The sequence below is a fragment of the Arthrobacter sp. TmT3-37 genome, from assembly GCF_054510835.1.
Genome location: NZ_JBTNDU010000020.1, coordinates 60,154 through 74,480, shown reverse-complemented (window position 1 = coordinate 74,480; position 14,327 = coordinate 60,154). Strand labels below are relative to the sequence as shown.

Annotated in this window: 12 protein-coding genes; 6 read left to right on the top strand and 6 right to left on the bottom strand. The window is 64.6% G+C overall.

Features of this window, described 5'->3' with window-relative positions; genetic code table 11:
• Positions 1 to 161: 161 nt before the first annotated feature.
• From ACX80U_RS17770 to ACX80U_RS17745, 6 genes are all read right to left on the bottom strand, one after another.
• Positions 162 to 1,721: an ATP/GTP-binding protein gene (locus ACX80U_RS17770; RefSeq protein WP_459269396.1), complete on the bottom strand. Its 1,560-nt coding sequence runs from the start codon at positions 1,719 to 1,721 to the stop codon at positions 162 to 164.
• Between the two features lie 254 nt (positions 1,722 to 1,975).
• Positions 1,976 to 3,493, bottom strand: coding sequence for an SCO6880 family protein (locus ACX80U_RS17765; protein ID WP_181036464.1), 1,518 nt, complete (start codon positions 3,491 to 3,493; stop codon positions 1,976 to 1,978).
• On the bottom strand, positions 3,474 to 5,360 hold the full coding sequence (locus ACX80U_RS17760) for a hypothetical protein (protein WP_459269395.1): 1,887 nt from the start codon (positions 5,358 to 5,360) through the stop codon (positions 3,474 to 3,476). Before ACX80U_RS17760 ends, ACX80U_RS17765 begins: the two co-directional genes overlap by 20 nt.
• A complete protein-coding gene (locus tag ACX80U_RS17755) occupies positions 5,353 to 6,117 on the bottom strand; it encodes a hypothetical protein (RefSeq protein WP_104118449.1) in 765 nt (254 codons plus the stop codon). Before ACX80U_RS17755 ends, ACX80U_RS17760 begins: the two co-directional genes overlap by 8 nt.
• Before the next feature lie 37 nt (positions 6,118 to 6,154).
• Positions 6,155 to 6,457 carry a hypothetical protein gene (locus tag ACX80U_RS17750; RefSeq protein WP_104118448.1) on the bottom strand — a complete coding sequence of 101 codons (303 nt, stop codon included), beginning with the start codon at positions 6,455 to 6,457 and terminating at the stop codon, positions 6,155 to 6,157.
• Positions 6,458 to 6,461: 4 nt separating this feature from the next.
• The gene (locus tag ACX80U_RS17745; protein ID WP_459269394.1) at positions 6,462 to 7,043 is read right to left on the bottom strand and encodes a DUF6668 family protein; all 582 of its coding nucleotides are present in this window, start codon (positions 7,041 to 7,043) and stop codon (positions 6,462 to 6,464) included.
• A 189-nt stretch (positions 7,044 to 7,232) separates the two neighbouring features.
• Here ACX80U_RS17745 and ACX80U_RS17740 point away from each other — a divergent pair, with 189 nt between their 5' ends.
• The 6 genes from ACX80U_RS17740 to ACX80U_RS17715 all read left to right on the top strand — a co-directional run bounded on the left by ACX80U_RS17740 (position 7,233) and on the right by ACX80U_RS17715 (position 13,249).
• On the top strand, positions 7,233 to 7,526 hold the full coding sequence (locus ACX80U_RS17740) for a helix-turn-helix domain-containing protein (protein ID WP_104118446.1): 294 nt from the start codon (positions 7,233 to 7,235) through the stop codon (positions 7,524 to 7,526).
• A gap of 6 nt (positions 7,527 to 7,532) precedes the next feature.
• Positions 7,533 to 9,041 carry a hypothetical protein gene (locus tag ACX80U_RS17735; RefSeq protein WP_133083216.1) on the top strand — a complete coding sequence of 503 codons (1,509 nt, stop codon included), beginning with the start codon at positions 7,533 to 7,535 and terminating at the stop codon, positions 9,039 to 9,041.
• A 99-nt stretch (positions 9,042 to 9,140) separates the two neighbouring features.
• A complete protein-coding gene (locus ACX80U_RS17730; protein ID WP_133083217.1) occupies positions 9,141 to 10,268 on the top strand; it encodes a transglycosylase SLT domain-containing protein in 1,128 nt (375 codons plus the stop codon).
• Entirely contained in the window at positions 10,253 to 10,921 is a 669-nt protein-coding gene (locus tag ACX80U_RS17725; protein WP_459269393.1) for a hypothetical protein, read from the top strand. Before ACX80U_RS17730 ends, ACX80U_RS17725 begins: the two co-directional genes overlap by 16 nt.
• Positions 10,922 to 10,995: 74 nt before the next feature.
• Positions 10,996 to 11,223 (top strand): hypothetical protein, encoded by a 228-nt coding sequence (locus ACX80U_RS17720; protein ID WP_133083218.1) that lies wholly within the window; start codon positions 10,996 to 10,998, stop codon positions 11,221 to 11,223.
• A gap of 343 nt (positions 11,224 to 11,566) precedes the next feature.
• Complete coding sequence (locus tag ACX80U_RS17715; RefSeq protein WP_133083219.1) at positions 11,567 to 13,249, top strand: hypothetical protein; 1,683 nt, start codon at positions 11,567 to 11,569, stop codon at positions 13,247 to 13,249.
• The last annotated feature ends 1,078 nt before the right edge of the window (positions 13,250 to 14,327 follow it).

Here is a 14,327-nt window from a genome sequence, read left to right as displayed (position 1 = left end):
TGGCCAGAACCCGGTCGGGATACCGTCCGGGCGTGGCTCGAGTTGGTGTCCGAGGGTGTTCAGCCCGTAGAGGGCTCCGGGGACGCCGACGAGAAGGATGAGGACGACCAGCAGGCCGGTCTCCCCGCCGAGGCCGGCTGTGTGCTTGCGGTCCAGTGAGCTCACAGCTCGCCTCGTTCCTCTGCGGCGCGGCTCTTGGCCTTGTGCCACTTCTTCTCGGTGTCGTGGACTCGCGACCGGCGCTCGGTGGGGGTGAACTCCATTGAGAACGGGATGCCGGCCCGGGAGCCGACCTTGATGAAGAACTTGCCCTGCCCTGGTGGGGGCTGGGTGGTCCGGTCGTCGTTGTACCAGGCGGCGTTGTCGTCGTCCTTGAGCCACGCGGCCAGCTCGTCGTCCGTGAACGACTGATCGGTGCGCCGGAACACGTCGTCGTTGGTGTAGCGCATGGCGTCGTCGCCGGCCCGGTTCCAGGCGGGAGGGTCCTGCCATGCGGCGAGCTGTTCCTGCTCCCGGTTGCTCAACGGCACGGACTGGGTGAGCAGTGTCATTTCGGAGCGGGGGAGACCGCCGAGGATCTTGATGCCGCAGCGGTCCATGATGCCCTGGGCCTTGTGCCGGTCCGCTTCGTCCTTGACCGCTTTGAGGTCAGAGGGAGTGTGGGACGCCATGATCTGCCCGACGCCCCACTCACGGTTCAGACGGGTGAGGGCGTTGACCTGATCCACGATGCCGGGACCGGCCGCGAGGGTGTTCCACAGCTCATCGAGTATCACCAGGAATCGCTGGCGCTCGATCACGCCGTCGTCAGCGAGCATGTTCGAGGTGGTGACGGTCCCGAACCCGGCAGACCAGCACGCCATGAGTGTTGCCGCCCGCAGATCGTTCTCGGCCTGCGAGATCCGGGAGAGGTCGAACGCCATCGGCGTCGTCGCGTCGATCTTGTGAGTGGACTGCTTGGAGAACATGTCACCGAACGCGCCAGCCCCGCAGAGGGAGTTCAGCGAGGACTCCAGACCCTCGGTGATCGTGTCGTACCGCTCGTTGCTGCCACGATCCAAAGCCACCTCGCGCACCTGCGCCGGACGTGCTTTCAGGACAGTCCGCAGATCGTCCATGAGGGGAACAGTGCCAGCGAGGTTGTGCTCCGCCTCGAGGACCATCAAGCACCGGTCAAGGATCGACTCCTCACGCTCATCGAGGGGTTTTTTGCGCAGGATGGCAATGAGAGCGGCAATGAGTCCACGACGTCGTGCGTGCAGTTCGGTGAGCAGTTCCTCCCGCTTCACGGGGGAGAGCCGGGTCGCAGCTTCTAGGGCGCCGGCATCATCGAGGGGGTTGATGTGGCCGATACCGCGGCCCAAAGGGAGGCCCTTGCCGCCGAGCTTTTCGATCATGTCGATGTGCTCGCCCTTGATGTCCCCGAGGATCATGGGGTTCACCCCGAACGCGCACAGGCCGATCGCCATGCGGCGCAGCAGCGAGGACTTCCCCAGGCCGGGGTTCGCCATGACGAACGCGGACGGGTTCGAAATCAGGCGGACGTTCTGGAACCACGAAATCGGGTCGCAGCACACCGGCTCGTTCGAGAGCAGGTTCCGTCCCAGCGGCACACCTTCCAGGGGTGCGCCGCCGCCCATCGGGAACGGGTACAGACCGCACACCTGATAGTTCGTGCCGCGCATCTCCTTCACCGGGTGCAGCAGCTGCGCCTCACCCATCCCACGGCCCTTGAACCCGCGAGGCCCTGGACGCATGGGGGCCTTGACCGCAGTGCTGCCCGTCCGAGCTTTCCTCGCATTCGTCGCAGCCTTCGTACCGCTCTTGGCTCGGCCCTTCGCTTTCGCAGGAGCGTTCGTTGACCGGCCTGTACTGAGTTTCGCGAGAACGCGGGCCCATGCTCCGTCAGGAACCTGCCCCGGGTTGGATGAACCCGCAGCGTTGAAGGAACCTGCAGATGGGTTGAGTGCGGCCATCAGAGTGCGTCCCTTACAGTCTTGGGCAGTGCCAGGTGGTCGGGAATGACGATGCCCAGCGGCAGGCCGGCGGCGAAGGTGGAGTCCTGCGCCCCGTAAGCCTCCTCGAGGCGGATACGAGCGGATGCGCCGAGGTTCTCGATCGCGGCCTCGGCTTCGGGCAGGTCCTCCTTGTGACGGACCGTCGCGGTGACGATCATCGCGAAGTTCAGCAGACCTGCTCCATCGGCTTCCTCCTCCGCCGTCGCTTTCGCGGCCCGCGTCTCACGGCTGTCCCGCGACGTCGCGCGGTTCCGTGATGAGGCGTTGAAGGTCGCGGTGTTGACGTCGTTCTCGACCAGCTGCGCAGCTCGCGCCGGGTCGATCGGACGGTAGAGCATCGTCACGCGCTTGCGGACGACCTCAGGGGTCGGCGCGACGAGGGACTGCAGCACGTTCGCCTGAATGGTGGATCGAGGGGGCACTGACATCGCCCAGGTCTTCGACCACGCGTTGTTGTGGTGGTAGCTGTCCCAGAACGCGTCAGCGGCCTGCGGGCCGACCTCGTTCCAGTCCAACATCGGTGCCTTACCGTCTGCGTGGGCGCGGTCGAACAGGATCGCCTCCGCAGGGTCGTACGCCACGCGGATGACCTCGCACAGCTCCTGCGCGGACAAGGGGGTCGAGACGCCGGCCCCGGTGTCACCCAGGCTCAGGGTCAGGTTCGGCAGCCGGGCCGCGAGGTCGTTGGCGACCTCATCGGCTTTGCGGATCTTCCCGCCCGGGCGCAGCGTCGCCTTGAACGTCACCGCGATGTACGCACGCGTGACGGTCGCACCGGTGGGAAGGGCACGCACGGTTTCATTCATGATGTCGCGGGCGAACGCCGGTGCGTTCGGGTCCATCCGGTTCTCGACCTTACGGGCGAGCCGGAACCCGGAATCCGGTGCGGTCTCGATCGTCGCGGACGCGGCAATCAGACCGGGCTCGTCGGTGAGCATGCCCAGCCAGTGCGACCACCGGTCGACCCACCGGTTGATCTGCTCCTGGTCGACCATGCCGCCACCGTCCGGCTCGGAACCGAGCACCACGGTGTAGTGGTTCTTCACCGGGATGTGCAGCAGGGCGAACGGGCGGCCGTAGCCGTCGGTGTGCTCGCTGATGGTCGAGCGAGCCGAGATACCAGGCAGCTGCGTCGTCCCGGAGGGAACACGGCTGATCGGTCCCGCCCGGTACACGTTCGCCCCGGCGTAGCGGGCGTTCATCCACCCGAAGCGGCGCATGATGCGCTCGATCATCGTGCGGCCGTGCTTGTTCTTCTGCATCGACAGGAGGATCAGCACTCCAATCAGCAGCTCGAAGATCAGGGCTCCCATCCACTGGCCGAGCATCATCAGGACCACGCCGACGACGACGCCGAGGATCAAGATCATGGTGCCGGCCGTCGACAGCCCGGCCAGACCCTTGCTCGTCGGCAACCGGTAGTTGCCGTAGATGCGTGGTCGGACGTCGGGGGTCTTAGCGTCGGTGTGCGCCATCAGTGCGGTCCTCGTTCCCAGTATTGTTCGAGACTTCGTTCTTCAACTGCTGCGCCTGCTTTTGGAGCTGCGCAGCTCCCTGACTCAGCGCAGCGCCCGCCGGGCCAGCCGCACTGGATGCACCCTTGGGTCCAGCTGCTCGCGCACCCGCCGGCCCTCCGGCTGTCTGGGGCGGAATAGCGCCCTGAGCCGAAGGCTTAGCCCCCGACTCCGCAGCTGACGGTGGTGAAGCCTTCGGAAGGCTATTCGAACCGCCCTGTCCACTGCCCGAACCGGTTTGAGCACCTTCCTGGACAGCACCCTGGACGGCCTCGCTGCCCTTCTTAATCGCCTGCCCAGCAACCATTGCTGCAGCTACGGGAGGCACGGCCGCAGCCGCTCCAGCTGCAGCACTGCCACCAGCCGCCGCACCAGCGCCTGCACCAGCGGTACTGCCAGCCCCAGCCGTGGTACTTGCTGCTGACTCAGTCGGCACTGCTTTCGAACCGCCACCGGTCACGTCTGCGCCCTTCGGTGCAGCACCGTCACCGCTACCGTCCCCGCCGCCCTTCGGAGCGGACGACGAGTTGCCCGAGGTCCCCGACTTCGCCGGAGGCCCCTGAGGTGGTGCCTGGCTACCGAACCCCTGTCCTCCACGCGGAGTGCGGGACGCACCCTGCGGGATTGCTGCGCCCAGTGCTGCGAAGCCCATGGCGGCCCCACCGCCACCACCGGAGGACGCCATGGCGCCCAGCGCCGGGCTGAGGAAGCCGATGAGGACCGGCAGAGCCACAACAGACGCGAGGATCAGCATGAGGCCCGCGGAGAACTGCAGGAGAGCCTGACCGGAGAACAAGCCAGCGGTCGTCATCTGGATGCCGGTCGCGTAAATCAGTGCGGCAGCTGGCTTGTAGAACGCGAAGGCGAGGGTCCACGCAATGATTTTGCTGAACCAGCTCTTACCCGTTTCGGTGTTCATGAAAGCCGCCGACAGGGGCAGGACACCAGCAATGAGGAACAGCATCGCCGTCCGGAGCACCATGAGCATGATCTGCACGATGTTCACCAGCACGGCAAGCAGCCCGCCGACGATGATGAGCATCTGATTGCCCATCAGGAAGGTCGCGCTGGAGGCGCCCGTGTCTTCCATGCCCAGAAGCATCTGCACATCAGCTTGGAAGTCGTCTCCGACACCAGCCTGGATGATTTGCTCCGCCAGAGCGTCGGTAGCTCCGAGGAGCACGTTGAGGAGGGCGACACCGGAGGCTGTCACGATGGCCAGCGTCAGGAGTCCCTTGAGGAGGTCCTGTGCCGGTTCGGCCCGCTGTGACCACACCATGCGGACGCCGGCGACGATCATGCTGATAGCAGCCAAAGCGAGAGTCAGATAGAACGTCTGATCCTGCACGAAGCCCACGGCCGGAGCCGACGAGGCTGCGCGTCGAGGAACGATGTAGCCGACCAGAGAGGTGGCTCCACCAACGAGGGCAGCCCCACCAAACACGATGGTCGCGGTGTTCACCAGGCCCGCACCATCACCACGGCGAGCATTCGTCACCAGAGTGATTCCCAACAAGATGATCGCGATCGTACTAATACCAAGCCCGATCCACGTCGCATAACCGAGGATCGTGGCAACCTGATCATCGAACGCACCCCCCGCGGGAGCATCAGCGGAACCAGTGGCTCCAGTCGTCAGATTGCCCGCGTCGATCGTCGTCCACAGCGTGCCGAGCTGGGCGATCGTCGCAACCAACGCCGCCTGAACGGCATCAGCCATCGCTTCAATCGCGTTACCTGCTGCACCGGTAAGAGCGTCTGAAATGCCATTGCCGACGTTGCATCCGAGATCCCCAAAGTTGCATTCGTTCTTAGCAACCTCAGCCACTGTTGGGACCCCAAGGAATGTAGCCCGACAGGTCGGAAATCTGACCCTGAACAGGCCCACTCGAACCGTCGTCCTTGTACCTCACGTACCAGTCACCCTCGTGCCACTCCATGACGCCAGAGGTGGTGAAGTAGACAAGTCCCTCGCCGGAGTCACCAGAGTAGGCAACCTCCACTGTTGCCTTATCTTCCGTGTAAGACAGAAGGCGGAAGCCTTCGATCTTGATTGGAGGAGTCGGGCCGGCATCGGAGGCTATTCGCTGCTCAATCCGCTCAAGACCGATGTCTTTGCCAGGGCCTTCGAGTGAAAGAGCTTTGGTGGTTTCCAAGAACAACGCATCATCGCCCGATGAGGCGAGCAGTCCCACCATGGCGACAAGTGCCCCTTCGGGGGTGTGGGAGTAGCAGGAGCGGACACCAGTCTGCTCGTCCACAACACCTGGGCCATGATCGGCGGACTTGGGTGCTGCAATTCCACCAAGGAACTCCCACTCAACGTTCTCAGGCGCAGAGGTCAGGGTGGTCCCTCCGGTGGCACCCAGGCCGCACACGGACTCGTCCGATGAAGTTGCCGACGCAGATGGTGTAGGTGTGGCCGCCTGTGTCTGAGCTGGTGGTGCGGCCTCGGATTCGTCGTCGTTGCCGACCCAGACGAAGAGGATGATCCCGACGATGATGAGCAGCAGGACGGCAACCGCTGACATGAGGAAGCGGGGTGCAGCCCACCAGACGTTCTCGGTTTCTTCGGTTTCGGCCATGACTACTCCTGTAGGTAGGGCTGATTCTGCAGGGTGGCTAGGCTGCGCCGCCGCCGGAGATGAAGGTCAGCAGTGAGGCTCCGCCGGAGATGAGGGCGACGGCGAGGACGATTTTGATGATGCCGGAGATCTCCTGCGTGGTTTCGCCGCGGCTGGAGTCGAACGCCATCTTGCCGCCGACGACGAGGAGGCCGAGGACGCAGATGCCCAGGGCGATCCACTTGCCGACACCGACCATCCGGTTCCAGGCGTCGCCGATCCCGGGAGGGGCTAGGGGCGCGCTGTCGGGCAGGGTGTTCGCGTTGATCATGACGTCCTGTGCGAGGAGGAGCAGCTGCATGGTTCTAATTCCTTCCAGAATTAAGGTGATCGATGACCTCACTGAGACTGGTGAGGACTTTCCTTGGCTCGCGGGCCAGCGACTCGGGGTCGACCGTGCCGTGGAGCCGAAGCTCTTCTATCCACGGCAGCGTCCACGTCTGTGGGACGCCGCCGGCGGTGATGCGGGTCAGGTTATGCAGGGCCTTGGGCGTCTTGCCGGGTGCGTCCGCGATCACGATGAGGCCGCGCAGGGTGATGGTGGGATGTGAGCCGGCGGCCCAGTCACGGGCTGCGAGCTGCGCGGCTTTCAGGCCCCGGTGGTTCTGCCGGGCGACGAGAAAGACATCGGCCGGCGGCGCCGACAGGTCAGTGGTCGGGACAGCATCCGAGCGGGAGGGCCAGCGATGGTGGCAGGGAACCCCGCCCAGGAGGTCGGCCATGGTGTTCTCACCGGCTCCCCCGTGCACTCCAAGCCAGAAGACCTCGGGGTTGTCGGTGATAAACCGGGCCATACCCTCGCCTGCAGCGAGGCCAAGAATGCCCTGCTGCGGACCGGCGACACCGCGTAAAACCTCAACAGCGTCCCGAATTTCGGTCTCCGTCACGACGGGCGCCTCGACGGGCTCGCGCGTGACGAAGTCGCCCCAACGATTGTTCATTTAGCTATGCCCCCGACGGCTTCCCATAGACTCGACTGCGATCATCCTAACGCACCGCAGAGAACTGGAGAGCCATTATGTCAACTGAAGTGACCGAAAGTGAATCGAGGCGTAACCTAGGGTACTGTTCCCTGCATGGGGACTGGAGTGGTCCTTGTGTCTAGAGCACTCGATGTACTTTTCGCTGATCTGCCCCCGCGACTCAGTGTCGACCAGCTCACTGACGTTCTTGGTCTATCCGACAAGACAGTGACGTACCGATGGCTGCGCGATGGCCGGATACCTGCAATCAGACTCGGCGGGACATGGATCATCTTCCGCGACGACATCAAGGACCACCTCGAGGCGCACTACAACACGCCTGGCCCCAAATCTGCGCCGGAACCAGGTACCGAGCCAGATACCGAGAACGATCCACCAGAAGACTGAGGGGACATGATGACGGCGGAAGCACTGACCAGGCCGGTATGCACGGCGACCATCGGCGACGACGACACAGTGAGCGTCACCATCGATGGAGTCGACCAGACCTTCGGGTCCATGCCGGAAGCGATCGGCTTCCTCGCCAGCACGGCAGGCGACCTCAGCCGCCCCGTGAAGGTCACCGCCTACGATCCGTCCTCGACGACGCAGCCGCAGACCCACCTCATCGTCAATGAGGACGGTTCTGTCGAAGCAGACGCCAGCGTGCCCGTGAAGAAGCGGCCACCACGCCGAACCACCCCCCGCCCAACCCAGGCAACACCTGCAAGCCAGCCCGAACGCCCGGCAGGACGTCAGGCTGAGCGTCCTGTTACAGCAGACGTGGACCCCACTTCTGTGGCCAGCCTTCCTGTGATCGAGGATGCTCAGCCCGAAGCAGCGGAACCGCAGGCATCACGCCAGGCACCTCAGCCGGCGGTCAAGCAGATCCCTGACATTCCCCCAACGGCTTCCCCCGAACCGGCCCCGGTGTCACATGGATCAGAGGTGTCAGCGGCATCAGCGGCATCACAGCCTGTCCCAGTCACTGTTCAGGTGGAGCCAGGGGATGCCCGGATCAAGCTGCGCCCCGAGGTGAAGGCCGAGAAGGCGGCAGCGCCGGCACGTGAGGGGTTCCGGGGCTGGCTGAACGCCACGTTCAAAGCCAAGCTCGCCGCGTCCCCTGCAGAGCAGGCAAGCCGTGAGCGGCGGGCACGGATCCAGCGCCCGCTGGAGACCCACTGCACCATGGCCGTTGTCCAGCTCAAGGGCGGGGCGACGAAGACCACCGTGGCGTACCACCTGGCCGCAACCTACGGGCGGATCCGTGGAGGGAACATCCTCGCGGGTGAGTTCAACGAGAACCAGGGCACCCTGGGTGAGCGGGCCGTTGCAGGCTCCCACGACCGCACCACCCTGGACTTGATCCGGAACCTCGGCACCGTTACGCGGCGCACCAGTGACCTCGTGCGCTACATCCGGCCTCAGGGCGATGACAGGATCCACGTCCTTGCGTCCCCGCCCGAGGGCGCTGACCGGCGCCGTGTCGACGGAACCTCTGTGAAGGCCGCGCATGACGTGCTGCTCTCGCTCTACAACCTGATCCTGCTCGACACCGGCAACTCCGCCCAGGCATCGACCTGGCGGGCCGCAGTGGACGTCGCGGACTCGCTCGTGTTCGTCACCCAGAACAAGGCCGACGATTTCCGGCTCCTTGAGGCGACCATTGAGGGCGTCAAAGCCCAGGGCCACGCCGCTAAGTTCGCACGCTCCATCCTGGTCATCACGAACACCGTGCAGCCGAGCGCAGAGCGCCTCGCCCAGCTGAAGGAATACGGGGAGAGCATCGGTCTCGCGGCCGTCGTCGTCGTACCGTTCGACCGGTCCCTGCAGGAAGGCCAGGACTTCGATTACGAAGCGCTGAACCCCTCCACACGCATGGCCTACGAGGAAGCCACAGCAGCCCTCACCGACCAGCTCTAACGCGCGGTCATTGACTCTCACGTTCACTCTCACGTCCGGTCTCAGGTTCGGTTTCACATTCGGTCTCACGTTCGGTTCCAGCGCAGGGGTTAGGAAGGCATGGCAGGGGGTAAAGCCATTGGGTGCGGCATCGCCGCCCTTACCGTCGTGCCCGTCGGTGCGGTCGTGGCCATGACGATGCTTGTTGCCGGCATTGCCGAGGACGAGGAGGCCAACCAGCTCCAACGGGCGTCGTGTGTCGTTTCCGAGGGCGTGTCCGAGGATGGAGGTGCGAAGCCCGGTGCCCTGCAGGCCGTCCCGAACGGGTGGGGGCCCCTGGTCGAGGCGGCGGCGAAAGAGGCGGGCCTGCCTGCCAGTGTCGTCGCCGCGCAGTTGAGTCAGGAGTCCGGGTGGAGCGAGGACGCCACCAGTCCGGTCGGCGCCCAGGGTGTCGCCCAGTTCATGCCCGCGACGTGGGCCGCCTACGGCAACGGAGGCGACCCGTTTTCCGCGAAGGACGCCATTCCCGCCTACGGACGGTACATGGCCGCCCTGAAAACCGAGGTGCAGGGGGTCGCGGGTAATGATGCGAACCTGCTCGTGCAGCTCACCCTCGCCGCGTACAACGCCGGACCTGGGGCCGTGCAGCAGTACAAGGGGATTCCGCCGTATCAGGAGACGCAGAAGTACGTCAGTGCCATCCTCGACTCCGCACAGAGCGGGTTCTCCATGGACTGCACAGCACCCACCGGCGGTAAACCATGGGACGGGGACCTTGGAGACGGCGAGTGGACCACTCCCCTACCCAGGGGCGTCTTCACCTCCGGGTACGGCAAACGCAACGTCCCCGGGCTGCCCGCCTGGGCGCAGGACCACGTCGGAGTGGACCTCTCGAGCCCCGGAGCCGGCTACCGCGACGGCGGGCCCGTCGTCGCACCCACGGATTTGCGCATCACCGGGTTCAACGACAAAGACGGGTGCGTGATCGCCAAGGAGGACGGCGACGACCCCGACTTCGGGTTCGCGTTCTGCCACCTCAACGCCTACTCCGTGGAGAAGGGCGACAAGCTCGAACGCGGCGACATCATCGGCACCGAAGGCAACAAGGCAAGCCTTGGCAGCATTCCTACACATCTACATTTCGAGATCTACACACCCGAAGCCCCCGAGGTCACCTACCCGTATGAGGGTTACAACATCGACCCGGAACCGATCCTCAAAGAGAAAGGCGCGTGGCCAGCACCATGACCCCGCCCACCACGCACCACCGACCCACACACCGCGTCAGGCACCAATCCCGCAGGATCACGGCCGCACTGTGCCTGGCATTGCCCCTGACGCTCTCAGCGGTGGCCTGCAGCAGCAACGAGGGCCAAGCAGGATCGACGCCCGATTCGACGCCCACGACCGCGTACGAGGGCTCCTACACGACAGCGGCCACCGACGAGATAGCCGGCAACGGCACCTTCACCACGCCGGCCGACGCCGACCGCACTGACGTCGTGTCCACGGCCGAGGTTGCCGCCCTCATGCTGCATTCGTGGGACACCACGACCGATACAACGCAGACAGCAGCCGCGATCCGAGCGATGCCGCTGATGAGCAATGAGTGGGCGACCAACCAGGTCGAACCGGAGCGCAACGGTGCACAAGGCGAATGGCTGAAACCAGCCGAACACCAGGCCTACAGCGCACCCTCGATCGTCCCCGCCCCCGGCGACGTCTCCCAGGACGTAGCCGACGACAAGGCCATCCGTGCCTACGACGTCAGTTGGCGGTGGATCAGCCGCGACGGCGCCGATCTCACGACCACCGGACGGCAGATCGTCACCATCTACCTCGAGAAGCACGACGGCCAATGGGACGTCGTAGGACACCAGTTCCAGGACATGGGCCTGTGATGAGCAAAATAGTGGACTGCGACACGCCGCGTCGAGGTGCTGGTTTAAATAAAAATCCTTGGCAGAGTGGGGCTATGACTGCGCAGCGAAAGATCGGACGTCCCAGCAAGGGCTACGGCCCACGCCATACCGTCGCGGTTCAGCTCAGCCCGGAAGAGTTCGAAGTTCTTCAGCAGATCACTGCTGAGATGGGCATGAAGCCCGGGCCGTTCCTCACCGAGAAGTCGCAGGCGCTGATTGCGGCGTTGCGCGCAGAACACATCGGCAACCAGGAGGCGCTGCCCTTCGAAAAGGCCAGTTAAACGAGGAAGGCCCGCCTAGCCGGCGGGCCTTCGTATCAAGTTATTCAAGCTTCCCACCGTCTTATCCGCCAAGACTGCCGGTGAGGAGCTCTACCGAGTGCGTCCTTTTCAGGTCGTACCCTTAGTTGAAAGTGTACACCGAGTGCTTGAAGCACCTCCAGCTCTTTATGCCGCGCCACGCCGTGACGATTCCCACTGTGATGCGGTATGGGTCCTTGCACCGCTGATTGCGGGGCAGCCGTTCTACCGTCTTGGGCGGTGGAAGGATGGCCGGTTCCAGTACCCGCAGCCCGGCACTCCCCTGCCCATCACCAGGACACTCCCTCCTCGGCCGGCGGCGGTCATGCTGCACGACGTCGACGGCTCTGTCCGCACCCTGTGCCTTGACCTCGACACCTCGAAGGCCCGCAAAACGGTCGTCGACGACGATGCGCGACGCCTCGGGGCCCTCCTGCACGCCGCCGGCCTCGCCTATGTGGAGGACACCTCCCCCAGCGGCGGCCGGCACCTGTACGTGCCGCTGCAGGAACCCCTCACCGCGGCCGAGGCACGGCAGCTCGTGGAGGCCCTCGGGTGCCACGCCGTCAGTCTTGACCCGAGCCCGCACCAGAACGTCGTCCACGGCTGCATCCGCGTCCCCGGATCTGCGCATAAGTCCGGTGGCCACCAACGCCTGGTCACGCCGCTGACGGATGCCTACGGCATCCTCACCCGCCGCAACCCCGCCAGCGCGGTATCCGCGCTGCGTAGGGCCTTGGCGCCGGAGCTGTACCGCGCCGAGCAGAAGCGCCGAGCAGACATACGCGCAGCGACCGCGACTGCAGCTGTGCATGCCGTCGCCAACCGTGGCGCAGCACCTACGGCCGGCAGTGAGCGCCCGCTGCGCGTCGTGGCCCGCACCGGGCTCTACGACACCAGCCGCTACGCCAGCGATTCAGAGGTCCGCATGGCGGTCCTGAACCACTTCGTCGCCTGCCGTTGGACCCTCGACCAGGTACGCGCCGGCATGGCCGGCCAGTTCACCGGCCTCGCCGCTCTCTATGGCACCAAGACCGACCGGCTCCTGCCCGTCGAATGGGCCAAAGCCCAAGCCTTCACTGCCACCACGGCGCCAGCGAAACACCCCTCCCAGCGCACAGGGAAGAAGACTGCGCACAAATACGACACAAGCCCTACTTCACTCACGGGGGGCAGCCCCAAACCCGTCACGCACCAGGGTTCCCAGCTCAGCCAGCTCTCGATCCATCAGCTCGTGAACGATCTTGAGAACGTCCTTTACGGGTTGCTCGATTACCGGTTCATGGAACGGGGCAGGGAAGGTATCAGTCTCCGATTCCTCATTCGTGCCGTGCTGGCGTACATGCGGACTATGGAAACGAACATCCTCGACGTCGGATGCCGTACCTTCGCACTGGCCCTTGGCAAGAACCACGACACCATCGCGCGCCTCCTGCCTGTCCTGGAGCGCGCATCAGCAGGCATCCTGACCCGCATTGACCGCGGACGGGGCCGCAACGCCGACACCTACGCCGTACAACTCCCCCAGCACTTCGAGCAGCTTGCCCGGGATCTCACCTGGCGTAGGGGCAAGATCCACGCCATCCGGCCCGTTTTTCGGGTCCTCGGGGACGTCTCAGCCCTCGCCTTCGAGGCCATCGAACGCGGCCGCCACTCCCCCACTACCGCGGATCTGACCCGCATCACCGGCATCTCACGCCGGGCTCTCACCGGCCATCTCGCTCGCATGGAGTCCCTGCAGATGATTCGCCGGCACCATGGTCGTTGGGAACTCGTGGCCACGACCAACCTCGCCCAGCTTGCGGACCGTCTCGGTGCCACCGAGGACCGCGAAGCCCAGCTCACTCGCTACCGCAAGGAACGCGCCGCCTGGCACGCATGGCTCGATCGGCACCTTGTCCCCCAGCTCGACGAGCACGAGCTGTACGACGCCGAGGTGGACGAGTACTGGCAGCCACCGATCGAGGATGAAAACGAGCATCAACGGTTGTTCTGGACCGCCGCATGAACGGCCACAGGATCTTGACCCTCGCCATAGGTTTATTGGCGTGGTGAACTTGGGGTCCGCTGTGCCGACCCGTACGGATCGCCTCCTCACGGGCCGGCGCAGTGCCGTCATCGACGTGAGGGTTCAGCCGTGGAGATTGCAATCGTTGTGGGGATCACGCTCGCTCTGTGCGCTGGGGTGATCCTAGGTCCTCGTGCCAAGGCCCGTAAGGACAACAAGATCAAGAGCCACTGATCTGTTGTTGTTCCTTGCCGGGCCTCCTGCCCACAGGGGCACGGCACAAGCTCCCCCACGCTTCGCTGCTTGTCCCGCACCCAGGATGGACAGCAGGAACCACTCCCCCGCCTGCGCACAGCCACCACCACACCGACACGGATAGCTCACCTCGAGCAAGCGGTGGCCGTGCACAGCCTCCTGAAGCTCAGGTACCGGAACGATTCTTTACCGGGATCTCACGCCGCCGGCACTGATCAGGCCGCACCCACGCCTCACGAGCCCGGGAGAACTCCACCCATTGGGCGTACACCGCGTCAGGCGTCCACGCCATCCCAAAGCCCTTCACCGTCTGCTTCCGCCCGTCCGGGTACTCCAGCTCAACCCACAGTGCTGGTGCTTTCTCCGGCTCCGTCGCCGGCCTGCCGGGTGCGTCGAGCTGCAGCGGAGGTACATAACGGTCCGCGCTCGGCGGGATGCCATGCCAACCAGGGCGAGAAGCGGAAGTCACCGGCACACCGTACCGGCCTCCCCCGACATCAGGGATGGGCGATCCGCGCATTCCTGTCACTTCCCCGCGATCGAGGTTATGCCTTGATCAGAAACTGGTACCACCACCTTGCAGTAGTACTACCAGACCACTACCAGAGTAGTAGTAGTAGTACTTGAGTTACCAGCAGTCCATTCGTGGGCTTTTTGTGCGCCGGTAGGTAAGCGCTACCACTACCACAGTGCTATCAAACTAGTAGTGAAGTACTACCTGACCGCTACCTTATCGCAAGTGATGCCCCGGTGGTCCGTCCATGAGCTTTATGGACCCGTAGATTCCAAACCACACTACCATAGTGCTACCAGATAAGTAGCG

Excerpts from the sequence above, each read along its gene's own strand:
- ACX80U_RS17770 (WP_459269396.1), bottom strand. The coding sequence starts at position 1,721 with ATGGGTGAGGCGCAGCTGCTGCACCCGGTGAAGGAGATGCGCGGCACG.
- ACX80U_RS17765 (WP_181036464.1), bottom strand. The coding sequence starts at position 3,493 with ATGGCGCACACCGACGCTAAGACCCCCGACGTCCGACCACGCATCTAC.
- ACX80U_RS17755 (WP_104118449.1), bottom strand. The coding sequence starts at position 6,117 with ATGGCCGAAACCGAAGAAACCGAGAACGTCTGGTGGGCTGCACCCCGC.
- ACX80U_RS17750 (WP_104118448.1), bottom strand. The coding sequence starts at position 6,457 with ATGCAGCTGCTCCTCCTCGCACAGGACGTCATGATCAACGCGAACACC.
- ACX80U_RS17740 (WP_104118446.1), top strand. The coding sequence starts at position 7,233 with ATGGGGACTGGAGTGGTCCTTGTGTCTAGAGCACTCGATGTACTTTTC.
- ACX80U_RS17735 (WP_133083216.1), top strand. The coding sequence starts at position 7,533 with ATGATGACGGCGGAAGCACTGACCAGGCCGGTATGCACGGCGACCATC.
- ACX80U_RS17730 (WP_133083217.1), top strand. The coding sequence starts at position 9,141 with ATGGCAGGGGGTAAAGCCATTGGGTGCGGCATCGCCGCCCTTACCGTC.
- ACX80U_RS17720 (WP_133083218.1), top strand. The coding sequence starts at position 10,996 with ATGACTGCGCAGCGAAAGATCGGACGTCCCAGCAAGGGCTACGGCCCA.
- ACX80U_RS17715 (WP_133083219.1), top strand. The coding sequence starts at position 11,567 with ATGCTGCACGACGTCGACGGCTCTGTCCGCACCCTGTGCCTTGACCTC.